Here is a 14,118-nt window from a genome sequence, read left to right on the forward strand (position 1 = left end):
TATTCGTGAATAAAAAAATACATATTTATACTGACGGTTCTTCAAAAGGTAATCCTGGACCAGGAGGATATGGAATTTTTATAGAAATATTTTTTGGTCATTTTTATAATAGAAAAATAATTTCAGAAGGATTTCGTTATACAACTAATAATAGAATGGAACTATTATCAGTAATAGTGGGATTAGAAAAAATCAAAAAAAAAAAGCAAAATATTATTGTTTTTACCGATTCCAAATATATAGTAAATACTGTGCAAAATAGATGGATTTATAAATGGGAAAAAAATAACTTTCACAATAAAAAAAATGTAGATTTATGGAAAAGATTTTTAGATTTGTTTTATCAACATTTTGTTATATTTCATTGGATAAAAAGCCATAATGATCATTATATAAATGATTATTGTGATCGATTGTCTGTAGAAGCTTCTAAAAAAAAATTATTAAAAATAGACTATATATATGAAAAACAAATTATCTTTTAATTTTTAGCATAATTTCTTTGTCTAATAATTTCATATATGATTATGGACATTGCATTACTTACATTTAATGAATCTATATTTCCAAACATAGGAATTGTTATTATTTTGTTAGCTATCTCAATCCAAATATTAGATATTCCTTTATTTTCAGAACCAAAAACAATAGCTATATTATTATGAGAAAATTGAGTATGATATAGATTTATCGCTTTTTTATGTTTATGAAATCCTGTTGTTATAATTTGTATTTTATTCTTTTTTAACCAATATATGATTGATTCTATTTTTTCCATAAAAATATTTCTTGTGAAAAGACTCCCTAAACTACATCTTATAATATTAGAATTATACACATAAGTTTTCATGTTACATAGGATAATAAAATGAATATTTGCTACGTCAGCTACTCTTAACATAGCTCCTATATTACCAGGTTTTTCTATTCCATCTAGAATAAGGATTAAAGAAGAATTATTATTATAAATTTTTATGTTTTTCAATTGATTAATATATTTTTTTTCTTTAAACATTGCAATAATTCCACCTGAATTTTCTCTATATGCTAATTTTTTAAAAATTTTCATACTAATAAGAAAAGTTATGGAATGAAATGACTGAATCATATTATATTTTTTAAATATTTTTTCGCATATAAATATTTTTTTTGGTAAAAAATTCCCTTTTATAGCCATTTCAAATTCTTTTATTCCTTCAACAAAAAAAACATTCATATAATTTTTTTTTTGATAAATTTTTATCAAATCTTTAATTTTTGTATTTTGGAGACTATATATTTTTTTCATATTTATTTTGTATAATGATTTATAAAAAATACCATGACATGGTATATATGAATATAGCAGTTGAACATTCCAAATCATCTTTTTGTAAAAAAAAAAAGTAGGAGCTGTTATAGTTAACAATAAAAAAATCATATCTTATGGGTATAATCGTACTCCAAATGGATTTGATGATACCTGTGAAGATCATAACGGAAATACGAAATGGTATGTAATACATGCAGAAGCAAATGCAATATTAAAAGTGTCTTCTTCTTCTTTATCTTGTGAAGGGGCTTCCATATACATTACTCACTTTCCATGTAAAGAATGCTGTAAACTCATTTATTTATCTAATATAAAAAGAGTGATTTACTTATATGCACAAAATAATGAAGAATTAACTTTTTTAAAAAAATTGAAAATAGAAATAGAAAAACTTATTTAAATTGACTATAAAAACCCAGGTGGCGAAACAGGAAGACGCGCTGGACTCAAAATCCAGTGATTTTTTATATCATGCGGGTTCGACCCCCGCCCTGGGTATTTTTTTTGATTCAGAATCAGAATAAGAAATATCTTTGAGAAAGAGGTAAAATATCAGAAGGATGAGAAACTATTTTTTCTCCATTTATATAAACATTATAAGTTTTGGGGTCCACTTCTAAATTTGGCATTTTTTCATTTAAAATCATGTTTTTTTTGGATAAAGTACGACACCCTTTTACTATTTTTATTTGTTTTTTGATTTCATTTTTATCAAAAAAACCATTGTTAATTGCGTCTATTGATACAAAAACACTGCTTAATTTTGGTTCAAAGTATCCAAACATTTTTCTATACATAAATGGCTGAGGAGTAGGAATAGTAGCGTTAGGATCTCCCATACTAGCATAGACAATCATTCCACTTTTTATGACTAACTCGGGTTTTACTCCAAAGAAAGAAGGTTTCCATAATACTAAATCTGCCATTTTACCAATATGAATAGATCCTACATATTCAGAAATACCATGAGTAATAGCAGGATTTATAGTATATTTTGAAATGTATCTTTTTACTCTAAAATTATCATTTTTTGAATGATCTTCATGAAGTGGTCCTCTTTGTTTTTTCATTTTATCAGCTGTTTGCCATGTTCTTTTTACGATTTCACCTATACGTCCCATTGCTTGAGAATCTGAACTGGTCATACTAATGGCTCCCATATCATGTAAAATTCCTTCTGCACTAATAGTTTCAGATCTTATACGTGATTTAGCAAAAGCAATATCTTCTGGTAAGTTAGAATCTAAATGATGACAAATCATTAACATATCTAAATGTTCATCTATAGTGTTATAAGTATAAGGCATCGTAGGACTTGTTGATGAAGGCAAAATATTTGAAAAAGATATAACCTTCAACAAATCAGGAGCATGCCCCCCCCCGGCTCCTTCTGTGTGATAAGTGTGAATTGTTCGATTTTTGAATGTTTTTAAAGTATCTTCTACATAACCTGATTCATTTAGTGAATCTGTATGAATGTTAACTTGTACGTCCAATTTTTCTGCAACATTCAAACATTGATCTATAACATGAAAAGTACTACCCCAATCTTCATGTATTTTTAATCCCCCTGCACCAGCTTTTACTTGTTCAATTAAAGCTTCGGGACGAGAGCTATTTCCACTAGCAAGAAAAATAAAATTAATAGGAATATGATCTGTACTTTTTAACATTCTTTGAATGTTCCATACACCTGAAGTACAATTTGTAGCTATAGTTCCAGTGGCTGGCCCTGATCCTCCTCCAATAATAGTAGTTGTTCCACTTTCTAATGCTACTTCAAATAATTGTGGGCATATATAATGAACATGACTATCTACACTTCCAGATGTTACTATAATATTTTCTGAAGAAATGACTTCTGTTCCTGCTCCAATATACATATTAGAAGTAACTCCATCCATGAAATATGGATTTCCGGCTTTTCCTATTCCAACAATAAGACCATTTTTAATTCCTATATCTGCTTTTACGATACCCCAATGGTCTACAATAATAGCATTAGTTAATACTAAATCTAAAACTCCTTCATTTCTTGTCGCAAATGGATGTTGTCCCATTCCGTCTCTAATAACTTTACCTCCACCAAAAACACATTCATCTCCATAAATAGTATAGTCTTTCTCTATTTCAATCCATAAAGAAGTATCCCCTAAACGAATTTTATCCCCTTTGGTAGGCCCATACATACTTGCATAAGATTTTCTGTCTATTTTTTTCATATAGTTGTATTTTCTTTTCCTGAAAATCCATAAATTTTTTTACTTCCTCCAATTTCTACTAACATAATTTCTTTTGTTTCTCCTGGTTCAAAACGAACGGATCTACCAGAAGGGATATCTAGTTTATATCCTTTAGTTCCTTCTCTTTCAAAAAGAAGAGCCGAATTGGTTTCATAAAAATGAAAATGAGATCCTACTTGAATAGGACGAGTCCCTGTATTGGATACTATTCTTTCTATACGAGATCTTCCAGGTAATAATACAATCTCTTCTTTGAGAAGATCATATTGTCCTGGAATCAAATTAGAATTTTTTTTTCTATTTCTTTTGATAGGATGATGTATGGTTACTAACTTTGTTCCATCAGGAAAAGTAGCTTCTACTTGAACATTATTAAGTAATTCATACACTCCATCCATAACTTGTTCATGGTTCAGAATATTTCCTGCTTCATACATAAGGTCTTTTACTGTTTTTCCATCACGAGCTCCTTCCATTACATAATGAGCGATTAAAGCTAAAGATTCAGGATAATTCAATTTTAATCCTCTTTTTAAACGTTTTTTTGCCAATTCTCCAGCCATGTGCAGAAGAATTTTTTCCTTTTCATAAGAAGTTAAATGCATATGCTTTCTTTAATTTAATTCATAAACATAATATTCGTTGCAACAAACAACATAATACATATATGAGTTTAAAGTTATGAAATATTATAATAATGAAAGAGAAATAGAATCGCTTTTCCTCCTCATTGAATCTTAACAAAGTTTTTAAGCATAATCTAATTTTTACAAATTAATTATAGCTATATATATTATAAAACAACTTCAATATCAATTAAAATAATAAAAAAAAACACGTCTCCACAAATTATCGTTATTTTTGTTAGCATCTTTAATAATGGGAAAATTGTCTTAAAAAATAATTAAAAAATGCAAGTTTTAAAATTTGGGGGTAGTTCCGTGGCTCATTCTGATGCGATAAAACGTATTTGTTCTTTATTAGAAAAAAAGCCAAAAGGAAGATATGCTATTGTTGTGTCTGCATTAGGAAATATTACGGATCAGTTAATTCAATGTGGCCAATTAGCTTCTGAAAGAAAAAATATTTATAAAAATATATTAGAAGAAATAGAGATTCGACATCTTAATATTATAAGAGAATTGTTTCCTATCACCTATCAAAGTCATTTAATCAGTTGGATTAAAAAAAATATCAATGATTTAGAAAGTTTATGTGACGGTATTTTTCAAGTAGAAGAACTTTCGAAACGTTCTTTAGATAAAATCATGAGTTTTGGAGAATTGAGTTCTTCTTTTCTCATTGCAGAAAAATTGAAACAATCTGGATTAGATGCAGTTTGTAAAGATAGCAGAGATTTAATTATTACAGATTCTCAATTTGGATGCGCACAAGTAGATTTTATCACAAGTAATCACCATATTATTCAGTTTTTTTGTGAAAAAACATCAGAATATATCGTTTTACCAGGATTTATAGCTTCTACGCTAGAAAACGAAACCACTACTCTTGGAAGGGGTGGTTCTGATTATACAGCGGCTATTTTAGCAGCGGCTATATCTGCTAGCTTACTTGAAATATGGACGGATGTAAGTGGAATGATGACAGCAAATCCAAAAATAGTGAATCAAGCTTTTCCTATAAAAGAAATTTCTTACGAGGAAGCAATGGAATTATCACATTTTGGAGCAAAAGTAATTTATCCTCCTACGATTCAACCCGCTATGAAAAAACATATTCCTATACAAATTAAAAATACTTTCTCTCCTTTAGATCCGGGAACTTTGATTTATATTAACAAAAATACAAATATCAGTCAACCTGTTACCGGAATATCTGGAATTCAGAATATGGCATTACTTACTTTAGAAGGAAGTGGAATGATCGGAATTCCTGGATATTCCAAACGTTTATTCGAAGCATTATCACGTGAAAAAATAAATGTTATATTTATCACTCAAAGTTCTTCAGAACATTCAATTACTACAGGAATTCATGAAACGGATGTTATCAAAGCAAAAGCTGTAATAGATAGCGAATTTGCTCAAGAAATCCATCAAAGACGTATTGATCCATTAAGAATAGAAAAAGATCTTTGTATCATCGCTGTAGTGGGAGATAATATGAAAAATCTTCATGGAACTAGTGGAAAAATGTTTTCGGCTTTAGGGAGAAATAGTATTAATGTTAGAGCGATAGCGCAAGGTTCTACTGAAAAAAATATATCAGCCGTTATTAGAAAAACAGATTTTAAAAAGGCATTAAATACTTTACATGAAGCTTTTTTTGAAAGTCCACCAAAACAAATTAATCTTTTCATTTGTGGAGTAGGAAAAGTAGGAAGCAAATTGCTAGAACAGATAGATCAACAACAAAATTACTTATTAGAAGAATTAAAGCTTCAAGTTAGAGTCATTGGATTGGCTAACAGCAAGAAAATGTATTTTAATGATCATGGAATTAACTTAAGTGACTGGGAAGAAACCCTGAACCAAAAAAGCATAAATATGAATATATATTCCTTTATGGAGGAAGTATGGAAATTTAATCTAAGGAATAGTTTATTTGTAGATAATACAGCTAGTGAAGAAATGGCTATGACCTATGATAAATTTTTAAAAAATGGAATAGGAGTTATTACTTGTAATAAAATAGCTTGTTCCTCCGATTATGATCATTATAAAAAATTAAAAACACTTTCTAGACATTTTAAAGCTCCATTTTTTTTTGAAACTAATGTGGGGGCTAGTCTTCCAGTCATTAGTACACTAAACGATCTAATTAATAGCGGAGATAAAATCCATAAAATAGAAGCTGTATTATCAGGAAGTTTAAATTTTATCTTTAATCATTTTATAGGAGAAAAATCTTTTTTAGAAGTAGTAAAAGAAGCTCAATTAAAAGGATATACAGAACCGGATCCTAGAATTGATTTAAGTGGATTAGATGTTATGCGGAAAATACTAATTTTAGCAAGAGAATGTGGTTCTCCATTAGAATTAAGTGATATTCATCAAAAATCTTTTCTTCCAGAATCTTGTTCAAGCTCGACTTCTATAGAGAATTTTTATCAAGAATTATATAGATACAGCGATTATTTTTTTAAAGTAAGAAGTGAAGCGGAAAAAAATAAAAAACGTTTGCGTTTTATTGCACGTTATGAAAATGGAGTTGCTTCTGTTGGATTAGAATCTGTAAAACAGATTCATCCATTTTTTCAATTAGAAGGAAAAGATAACATGGTTTTATATAATACATATCGTTATGCGGAACAACCTCTTATCATAAAAGGAGCAGGTGCTGGAGCAGAAGTAACTGCATCTGGAGTTTTTTCAGATATTATTAAAGCTACTAAATAAAAGTCATGAAGGGAATTAAAATATTTGCACCAGCTACTGTTGCTAATTTAGCTTGTGGCTTTGATGTCATTGGATTAGCTTTAGATTTTCCTAAAGATGAAATTTTTTTATATAAATCCAATAATCCAGGAATACGTATTAATCGAATATATGGGGCATCATTACCTAATGACCCAAGAAAAAATGTGGCTTTTGTCGCTTTGCAATTTTTTTTGAAAAAATATCAACAAAGACAAAAATTTGATAACGAAAAAAAAATAGGATTTGAAATAGAATTAATTAAAAATATTCATCCTGGAAGTGGAATAGGATCTAGTGCCGCTAGTGCCGCTGGGGTTGTTTATGGAGCTAATATTCTATTAGGAAATCCTTTCAATAAGATACAATTAATCCGTTTTGCAATGGAAGGAGAACGTGTTGCAAGTGGGACGGCTCATGCTGATAATGTTGCTCCTGCTATCATGGGAGGACTAACATTAGTCAGAAGTTACAAGCCGCTGGATATTACTAAACTACACACACCTGATGAATTATGGGTCAGTATAATACATCCGCAAATTGAAGTCAAAACATCAGATGCTAGAGAAATTTTAAAACAAAAAATATTAATGACAGATGCTATTAGACAGTGGGGAAATGTAGGAGCGTTGGTTGCAGGATTATATCTAGAAGATTATGAGTTAATAAGTAGATCTTTAGAAGATGTTATTGCTGAACCGATACGAGCTATGTTAATTCCAGCTTTTTATGAATTAAAAATAAGATGCAAGGAAATAGGAGCTTTAGGGGGGGGGATTTCTGGTTCAGGGCCTTCTGTTTTCATGTTGAGCAAAGGAAATCACACGGCAAAAAAAGTTACTGAAGTTATGAATAGAGTATATTCTCCGTTAAAAGTTGATTATAAAACTTATACTTCCCCTATCAATCAGATAGGAGTCAAGTGGACTAAAATATTGTAAATATTATAGAAAAAATAATTAATATGTTATATTACAGTTTAAAAAATTATAAAAACTTAGTTTCTTTTGAAGATGCTGTTTTAACAGGTTTGTCACCTGATGGCGGATTATATATGCCTCAATCTATTCCTAAACTAGACCCTAAATTTATTCATGAACTTCCAACTTATGATATTTATACGATAGCGTCGTTTGTGATAAAACCTTATATTGAAAAATATATCCCAGAAAAGTACATTGATAACATAATTCATGATACTTTGAATTTTTCCTTTCCATTGAAAAAAATACATGATAATATTCATGTATTAGAACTTTTTCATGGGCCTACTTTATCATTTAAAGATGTAGGGGCTAAGTTTATGGCAGAGTGTTTAAATTTTTTTTCTGAAAAATTGGGAAAAACTGTTACGGTTTTAGTGGCTACTTCGGGAGATACCGGAGGTGCTGTTGCTAAAGGATTTCATAAAAAACCGGGAATAGAAGTCATTATTTTATATCCATATCATGGTATCAGTTCTTTACAAGAAAAACAAATCACTTCATTGGGAGATAACATATTGGCTTTAGAAATACATGGAAACTTTGATGATTGTCAGAACATGGTTAAAAAAGCCTTTTTAGACAAAGAAGTAAACAAAAAATATACATTAACTTCGGCTAATTCTATTAATGTAGGGAGATGGCTTCCTCAAATGTTTTATTACTTTTTAGCTTACAGACAAATAATCGAAAAGAATCCTATAGAACTAATTTTTTCAGTTCCTAGTGGAAACTTTGGAAATATTTGTGCAGGAATGATGGCTGAAAAAATGGGATTACCAATAAAATTTTTTATTGCATCTACAAATATTAACGATACTATACCTAGATTTTTAAAATCTGAAAAATATCATCCTCTTCCGGTAAGAAAAACTATATCAAATGCTATGGATATATCTGATCCAAGTAATTTTTCTAGGATATGGCATTTATATCAAAAAAATATATTTCAATTGAGAAAAAAACTATCTTCCTATAAATTTACAGATGAAGAAACTTTGTCAAGTATAAAAATAATCTGGAAAAAATATAAATACATGCTAGATCCACATGGAGCTATTGGTTATTTAGGACTTAGACAATATTTACAAGAAATTAATAATATTTCAGAACCAGCTATATTTTTAGAAACAGCTCATCCTATTAAATTTTTAGATCATATACCATCTTTTTTGCGTAAAAAAATTGTTCCCACTCAAGAATTAGAAATATTTTTGAATAAAAAAAATACCAATAAAAAAATATCTCTATCCAATAATTTTCATGTTTTCAAAAATTGGTTATTAGAAAAAAAATGAATTTTAAATTTTTTAATTAAATAGCTACATCTCCCTTAATATGAGGAAAAGGATTATAGTTTTTTAATTCAAAGTCTTCAAAACGAAATTGAAAAATATCTTTTGCAGAAGAATTAAGAATCATTTTAGGAAGTGGTCTTGGAGTTCTTTTCATCTGTAATTTAACTTGTTTAATATGATTATTATAGATATGAGCATCTCCTATAGTATGAATGAGTTCTTTTTCTTTTAGATGGAGAGTTTTAGCTAACATAGTGACTAACAAAGCGTAAGAAGCAATATTAAATGGCAATCCAATAAAAATATCTGCACTCCTTTGATATAAAAGCAACGATAATTTTTTTTTATATACATAAAACTGAAATAATAAATGGCAAGGAGGGAGTGCCATATTTTTAATCATCCCTACATTCCAAGAAGAAACAATTAAACGTCTAGAATTAGGATTAAACTTAATTTCTTTTATAAGATTAACTATTTGATCAACAAAATGGCCATCGTAGGTTGGCCATTTTCTCCATTGAAATCCATATATTGGACCTAATTCTCCATGATCATCCGCCCACTTATTCCAAATATTAACTTGATTATTTATTAGAAATTGAATGTTTGTATCTCCTTTTAAAAACCATAATAGTTCATAAATAATAGACCGTATATTTAATTTTTTAGTGGTTAAAAGAGGAAACCCTTTTTCTAAGTTAAATCTCATTTGATATCCAAATAAGCTTATTGTTCCTATTCCAGTACGATCTTTCCTTTTTATCCCCTTTTTTAATACGTTTTTTAATAAATTTAAATATTGTTTCATGATCCCATGATCTATTTCTTTTTTTAATTTAAAGAGTATTTTTGTATAAAAAAATATAACTATGAATCAAAAGGTTCTCTTCTTTTCTACAAGAAGTGGGTTAAAACTATCAGAAAATATAGCTTATTATTATGGAAACTTTCTTGGTAAAGTACAATTTTTAGAATTTAGTGATGGAGAATATACTCCTTGTTTTGAACAATCTGTTCGTGGATCTCAAGTATTTTTGATTGGTTCTACTTTTCCTCCAGTAGATAATTTAATGGAATTATTGTTAATGAGCGATGCTGCTCGTAGAGCTTCAGCTTCTAACATAACACTTGTAATTCCGTATTTTGGATGGGCAAGACAAGATCATAAAGATAGACCTAGAACTCCTATTGCCGCAAAACTTATAGCAAATTTGATCGTTGCTTCAGGAGCCACTAGAGTCATGACCATGGATTTACATGCAGATCAAATTCAAGGATTTTTTGATATCCCTGTAGATCATTTATATGCATCTAGAATATTTATTGATTACATTAAAAAATTAAATATAGATCAATTGACAATCGCTTCTCCAGATATGGGAGGAGCCAAAAGAGCTAGAAGTTATGCTGGTTATTTAGGTACAGATGTAGTAATCTGTTATAAAGAAAGAAAAAAAGCAAATGAAATAGAATTCATGAATCTTATAGGGAATGTAAAAGAAAAAAATATTATACTTATAGATGACATGGTAGATACAGCAGGCACTTTAACAGAAGCTGCTAATTTAATAAAAGAACAAGGAGCGAAAAGTGTACGTGCTATAGCTACTCATCCTGTTTTATCAGGGAATTCATATGAAAAAATACATCAATCATCGATTGAAGAATTGGTGGTAACAGATACAATTCCTATAAATCAAATGAATCCGAAAATTCAAATTTTATCTTGTGCTCCGCTTTTTGCGGAAGTGATGCAATCAGTACATAAAGACGAGTCTATTAGTAATAAATTTATTATATGAAATATGTTAATATATATGGTTATAAAAGAGATCTTGGAAAAGAAGCAGTTCGTTCCATTAGACTTTCTGGAAAAATACCATGTATTTTATATGGAAAAAATATAAATATTCCGTTTTCTACTTCATTAGAAAACTTAAGGAAAATAGTATATACTACAGAAGTATATGGTATTATTCTTAAAATAGAAGGATATGATAAAAGTATTAATGCTATTCGAAAGGAAATACAATTTGATCCTGTTAATGAAAAAATATTACATGTAGATTTTTACAAAATTGATAAAATTAAACCTATTATATTAGAAATTCCTATTAAATATTTTGGTAGACCTATTGGAGTAACAAAAGGTGGGGAATATCATTCGAATATCAGAAAATTAAAAGTTAAAGCCAATTCATATAATATGCCAGAACATATTAAATTAAATATAAATTCTTTAGACATAGGTGATAGAATAATAGTTGAAGATTTACATAATGATAAATATACTATATTGAATCCTTCTCATGCATTGATAGCAAGTGTAAAAAATTCACGTATAATTGTTAAAGGTGCCCAAGAACAAGAAGAAGAAAATCAAAAAAAAGAAGAAAATCAAAAAAAAGAAGAAAATCAAAAAAAAGAAGAAAAAAAATAAAAATGTTTCTAGATTTTTATTTTATGAAAATAGCTTTAGAAGAGGCTCATATTGCTTTTCATAAAAATGAAATTCCTATAGGCGCTGCAATTACACATAAAAATATGGTTATAGCAAAAGCTCATAATTTAACTGAAACTTTATGTGATATTACTGCACATGCAGAAATGTTAGTGATTCACTTAGCATCTAAGCACCTGAAAAAAAAATACATAAAAAAATGCACTTTATATGTAACTCTAGAACCATGTGTCATGTGTGCTGGAGCATTGTTCTGGGCTAAAATAGGAAGAGTTGTATGTGGTGCTTCTAACCCATCAAAAAGAGGATTCTTGTATTCTGGTACTAAATTACATCCCAAAACAGAATTTGCATCTGGAATTATGAAAAATCAGTGCAAAGCTCTTATACAAGAATTCTTTTTTTATAAAAGAATACATAATAAAAAATTTAGATAAATATTTTTTTATTCTTATTTATTTTCATTTTAAAAAAAACAGGTAAAGTTGTAATCAATATAATTAATAAAATAATCCATTCAAGATGATTTTTTAATTCCGGAAAACTTTTATCTAAATAATGCCCCGCCAACATAATAGAAAAAGTCCAAGCAAGCGCTCCAATAATGTTATATATCATAAATTTTTTGAAATCTATGCGAATTGCTCCTGCTATAATAGGAGCAAAAGTACGAAACATAGGTAAAAAACGACTCATGATAAGAGCAGTTGTTTTATATTTATTATAAAACAATTTTGCTAAAATTAAATGTTTTTTTTTAAAAAAAAAGGAATCTTTTCTTTCATACAGTAGCTTTCCAGATTTGTACCCCAACCAGTATCCTTGCATATTACCAAGAATTGCTACACTTGCTACGATTAAAATGATCACAAAAAAAGGGACATTATAAAAATTTTTGCATAAATCTTCCCCAAAAATTCCAGCAGTAAATAATAAAGAATCTCCAGGCAAGAAAAAACCAATGAAAAATCCTGTTTCTGCAAAAACAATAGCTAAAAGAATAAATAAAGCTGTATTTCCGAAATATAAAAATATCCATCTAGGATTAAATAAATGCTGAAAAAAATCCCAAAGATCTGACATTTTACAAATATGATAATGAAAGTCAAAGTTAAATATTTCCATTTTTTATAAACTAAAAAATGAAAATATTTATTTTCATATTTTTTTCATATTCAAAAAACTAATATATTTTTCCTTATGGAGTATTTATTTAAATTTATTAATATTTTAGGATGGATTCCTAACATATTCTTTTTCATAATAGCTTTTATTTTTCTCATTTTTTGGTTGTACAAAATATTTTATTTTATTGATTAATAAAAAATTGGTTAATTTTGTTCAACGAAAATAAATTCATGAGGAATGAAAAAAAGGGGAGTACTTATACATTTTAATGAAGAAGCTTATGATGTACTTAAAAATTATTTACTTCATCAAGTGGATGACATAAAAAACACATTCATTTTAGTAGATGATATGACCTTCAATCATTGTCTTCCCATTCTTTTTCATCATATAGATTTTTTAAAAAAATCTAATGTTATTAAAATAAAATCAGGAGAAAAAGAAAAAAATATTTACACGTGCATTCAAATATGTAAAAGTCTAGAAGAATTTAAAGCAACTAGAAAAAGTTTAATTATAAATTTAGGAGGAGGGGTTATAACAGATACTGGAGGTTTTGTTGCTTCTATATTCAAACGAGGAATTCGTTTTATTAATATCCCCACAACTCTATTAGGAATGGTTGATGCGGCTATAGGATATAAAACCGGAGTGAATTTAGATTCTATAAAAAATGAAATAGGATCTTTTTACGTTCCAGAATTTTTAATCATTGATACTTATTTTCTAAAAACACTTCCGAATAAAGAAATTTTTTCTGGAATGGCAGAAATGTTCAAACATGGATTAATAGCTGATAAAAATTTTTGGAAAAAAATGAATCAAATACAAACAGATATCACTCAAAATCAAAATGAATGGACCCACTTAATTCATCAATCTATATTAATTAAACAAAAAATTGTAGATCAAGATCCTAAAGAAAAAGGATTAAGAAAAATTCTTAATTTTGGCCACACTATTGGACATGCTTTAGAAAGTTATTTTATGAATATGAATAAAATGTTACATGGGATTGCTGTAACCATAGGAATGATGTATGAATCATGGATTTCTTTCAAAATTAATGGTTTATCCATGTCTGATTATAAAGAAATCAAATCTACGCTTTCTGCATTATGTCCAATACGAAATCAAATTTTCGATTTAGAAATTAATAAATTATTGCTGATTATGGAACATGATAAAAAAAATGAAAAAAATAAAATTCAATTTTCTTTATTAAAAGAAATAGGAAAATGTTCATATAATTGTCAAGTCCCGTATTCCTTGATTAAGGAAAGTTTTTTGAACTAAGTGTTTTTAATAATTAA

The 14,118-nt window shown here is 28.2% G+C and carries 13 protein-coding genes, 1 tRNA gene and 1 pseudogene; 10 read left to right on the forward strand and 5 right to left on the reverse strand.

The window, feature by feature from the left end; translation table 11 throughout:
* Positions 1-5 precede the first annotated feature (5 nt).
* Complete coding sequence (locus H0H73_RS00665; protein WP_185852261.1) at positions 6-485, forward strand: ribonuclease HI; 480 nt, start codon at positions 6-8, stop codon at positions 483-485.
* Here H0H73_RS00665 and H0H73_RS00670 read toward each other — a convergent pair.
* Positions 482-1,288, reverse strand: a complete 807-nt coding sequence (locus H0H73_RS00670) for an RNA methyltransferase (RefSeq protein ID WP_185852262.1) — start codon at positions 1,286-1,288, stop codon at positions 482-484. The genes H0H73_RS00665 and H0H73_RS00670 overlap by 4 nt on opposite strands.
* Before the next feature lie 14 nt (positions 1,289-1,302).
* On the opposite strand from H0H73_RS00670, the pseudogene H0H73_RS00675 reads away from it, so the two are divergent.
* Positions 1,303-1,712 (forward strand): annotated as a pseudogene (locus H0H73_RS00675) (deoxycytidylate deaminase).
* A gap of 13 nt (positions 1,713-1,725) precedes the next feature.
* A tRNA-Leu gene (locus tag H0H73_RS00680) sits at positions 1,726-1,810 on the forward strand.
* Positions 1,811-1,827: 17 nt separating this feature from the next.
* On the opposite strand, the gene ureC is transcribed toward H0H73_RS00680, so the two are convergent.
* Both ureC and H0H73_RS00690 read right to left on the reverse strand, forming a co-directional pair.
* Positions 1,828-3,534, reverse strand: a complete 1,707-nt coding sequence (ureC, locus tag H0H73_RS00685; RefSeq protein WP_202983662.1) for an urease subunit alpha — start codon at positions 3,532-3,534, stop codon at positions 1,828-1,830.
* Positions 3,531-4,160, reverse strand: a complete 630-nt coding sequence (locus tag H0H73_RS00690; protein ID WP_185852263.1) for an urease subunit gamma — start codon at positions 4,158-4,160, stop codon at positions 3,531-3,533. Before H0H73_RS00690 ends, ureC begins: the two co-directional genes overlap by 4 nt.
* Positions 4,161-4,466: 306 nt before the next feature.
* Between H0H73_RS00690 and thrA the strand changes: the two genes are divergently transcribed.
* The 3 genes from thrA to thrC are packed head-to-tail and all read left to right on the forward strand — an operon-like array spanning position 4,467 to position 9,213.
* On the forward strand, positions 4,467-6,914 hold the full coding sequence (gene thrA, locus H0H73_RS00695) for a bifunctional aspartate kinase/homoserine dehydrogenase I (RefSeq protein ID WP_185852264.1): 2,448 nt from the start codon (positions 4,467-4,469) through the stop codon (positions 6,912-6,914).
* A gap of 5 nt (positions 6,915-6,919) precedes the next feature.
* On the forward strand, positions 6,920-7,873 hold the full coding sequence (locus H0H73_RS00700) for a homoserine kinase (protein ID WP_185852265.1): 954 nt from the start codon (positions 6,920-6,922) through the stop codon (positions 7,871-7,873).
* A 23-nt stretch (positions 7,874-7,896) separates the two neighbouring features.
* The gene (gene thrC, locus H0H73_RS00705; RefSeq protein ID WP_185852266.1) at positions 7,897-9,213 is read left to right on the forward strand and encodes a threonine synthase; all 1,317 of its coding nucleotides are present in this window, start codon (positions 7,897-7,899) and stop codon (positions 9,211-9,213) included.
* 16 nt (positions 9,214-9,229) lie between these two features.
* Here thrC and H0H73_RS00710 read toward each other — a convergent pair whose 3' ends face one another.
* Entirely contained in the window at positions 9,230-10,024 is a 795-nt protein-coding gene (locus tag H0H73_RS00710) for a thymidylate synthase (RefSeq protein ID WP_185852267.1), read from the reverse strand.
* A 61-nt stretch (positions 10,025-10,085) separates the two neighbouring features.
* On the opposite strand from H0H73_RS00710, the gene H0H73_RS00715 reads away from it, so the two are divergent.
* The 3 genes from H0H73_RS00715 to H0H73_RS00725 are packed head-to-tail and all read left to right on the forward strand — an operon-like array spanning position 10,086 to position 12,114.
* Positions 10,086-11,018, forward strand: coding sequence for a ribose-phosphate diphosphokinase (locus tag H0H73_RS00715; RefSeq protein WP_185852268.1), 933 nt, complete (start codon positions 10,086-10,088; stop codon positions 11,016-11,018).
* On the forward strand, positions 11,015-11,656 hold the full coding sequence (locus H0H73_RS00720) for a 50S ribosomal protein L25 (protein ID WP_185852269.1): 642 nt from the start codon (positions 11,015-11,017) through the stop codon (positions 11,654-11,656). The genes H0H73_RS00715 and H0H73_RS00720 overlap by 4 nt, the downstream gene beginning before the upstream one ends.
* Before the next feature lie 23 nt (positions 11,657-11,679).
* On the forward strand, positions 11,680-12,114 hold the full coding sequence (locus tag H0H73_RS00725; RefSeq protein ID WP_185852481.1) for a nucleoside deaminase: 435 nt from the start codon (positions 11,680-11,682) through the stop codon (positions 12,112-12,114).
* On the opposite strand, the gene H0H73_RS00730 is transcribed toward H0H73_RS00725, so the two are convergent.
* Positions 12,107-12,760: a DedA family protein gene (locus H0H73_RS00730; RefSeq protein ID WP_185852270.1), complete on the reverse strand. Its 654-nt coding sequence runs from the start codon at positions 12,758-12,760 to the stop codon at positions 12,107-12,109. The two genes, H0H73_RS00725 and H0H73_RS00730, sit on opposite strands and share 8 nt — an antisense overlap.
* Positions 12,761-13,042: 282 nt before the next feature.
* On the opposite strand from H0H73_RS00730, the gene aroB reads away from it, so the two are divergent.
* Positions 13,043-14,101, forward strand: coding sequence for a 3-dehydroquinate synthase (aroB, locus tag H0H73_RS00735; protein WP_185852271.1), 1,059 nt, complete (start codon positions 13,043-13,045; stop codon positions 14,099-14,101).
* Positions 14,102-14,118: the final 17 nt, after the last annotated feature.

Origin of the sequence: Blattabacterium cuenoti (assembly GCF_014251335.1) — a bacterium.
GTDB lineage: Bacteria > Bacteroidota > Bacteroidia > Flavobacteriales > Blattabacteriaceae > Blattabacterium > Blattabacterium cuenoti_G.

Excerpts from the sequence above, each read along its gene's own strand:
- H0H73_RS00670 (WP_185852262.1), bottom strand. The coding sequence starts at position 1,288 with ATGAAAAAAATATATAGTCTCCAAAATACAAAAATTAAAGATTTGATA.
- ureC (WP_202983662.1), bottom strand. The coding sequence starts at position 3,534 with ATGAAAAAAATAGACAGAAAATCTTATGCAAGTATGTATGGGCCTACC.
- H0H73_RS00690 (WP_185852263.1), bottom strand. The coding sequence starts at position 4,160 with ATGCATTTAACTTCTTATGAAAAGGAAAAAATTCTTCTGCACATGGCT.
- thrA (WP_185852264.1), top strand. The coding sequence starts at position 4,467 with ATGCAAGTTTTAAAATTTGGGGGTAGTTCCGTGGCTCATTCTGATGCG.
- H0H73_RS00700 (WP_185852265.1), top strand. The coding sequence starts at position 6,920 with ATGAAGGGAATTAAAATATTTGCACCAGCTACTGTTGCTAATTTAGCT.
- thrC (WP_185852266.1), top strand. The coding sequence starts at position 7,897 with ATGTTATATTACAGTTTAAAAAATTATAAAAACTTAGTTTCTTTTGAA.
- H0H73_RS00710 (WP_185852267.1), bottom strand. The coding sequence starts at position 10,024 with ATGAAACAATATTTAAATTTATTAAAAAACGTATTAAAAAAGGGGATA.
- H0H73_RS00715 (WP_185852268.1), top strand. The coding sequence starts at position 10,086 with ATGAATCAAAAGGTTCTCTTCTTTTCTACAAGAAGTGGGTTAAAACTA.
- H0H73_RS00720 (WP_185852269.1), top strand. The coding sequence starts at position 11,015 with ATGAAATATGTTAATATATATGGTTATAAAAGAGATCTTGGAAAAGAA.
- H0H73_RS00725 (WP_185852481.1), top strand. The coding sequence starts at position 11,680 with ATGAAAATAGCTTTAGAAGAGGCTCATATTGCTTTTCATAAAAATGAA.
- H0H73_RS00730 (WP_185852270.1), bottom strand. The coding sequence starts at position 12,760 with ATGTCAGATCTTTGGGATTTTTTTCAGCATTTATTTAATCCTAGATGG.
- aroB (WP_185852271.1), top strand. The coding sequence starts at position 13,043 with ATGAAAAAAAGGGGAGTACTTATACATTTTAATGAAGAAGCTTATGAT.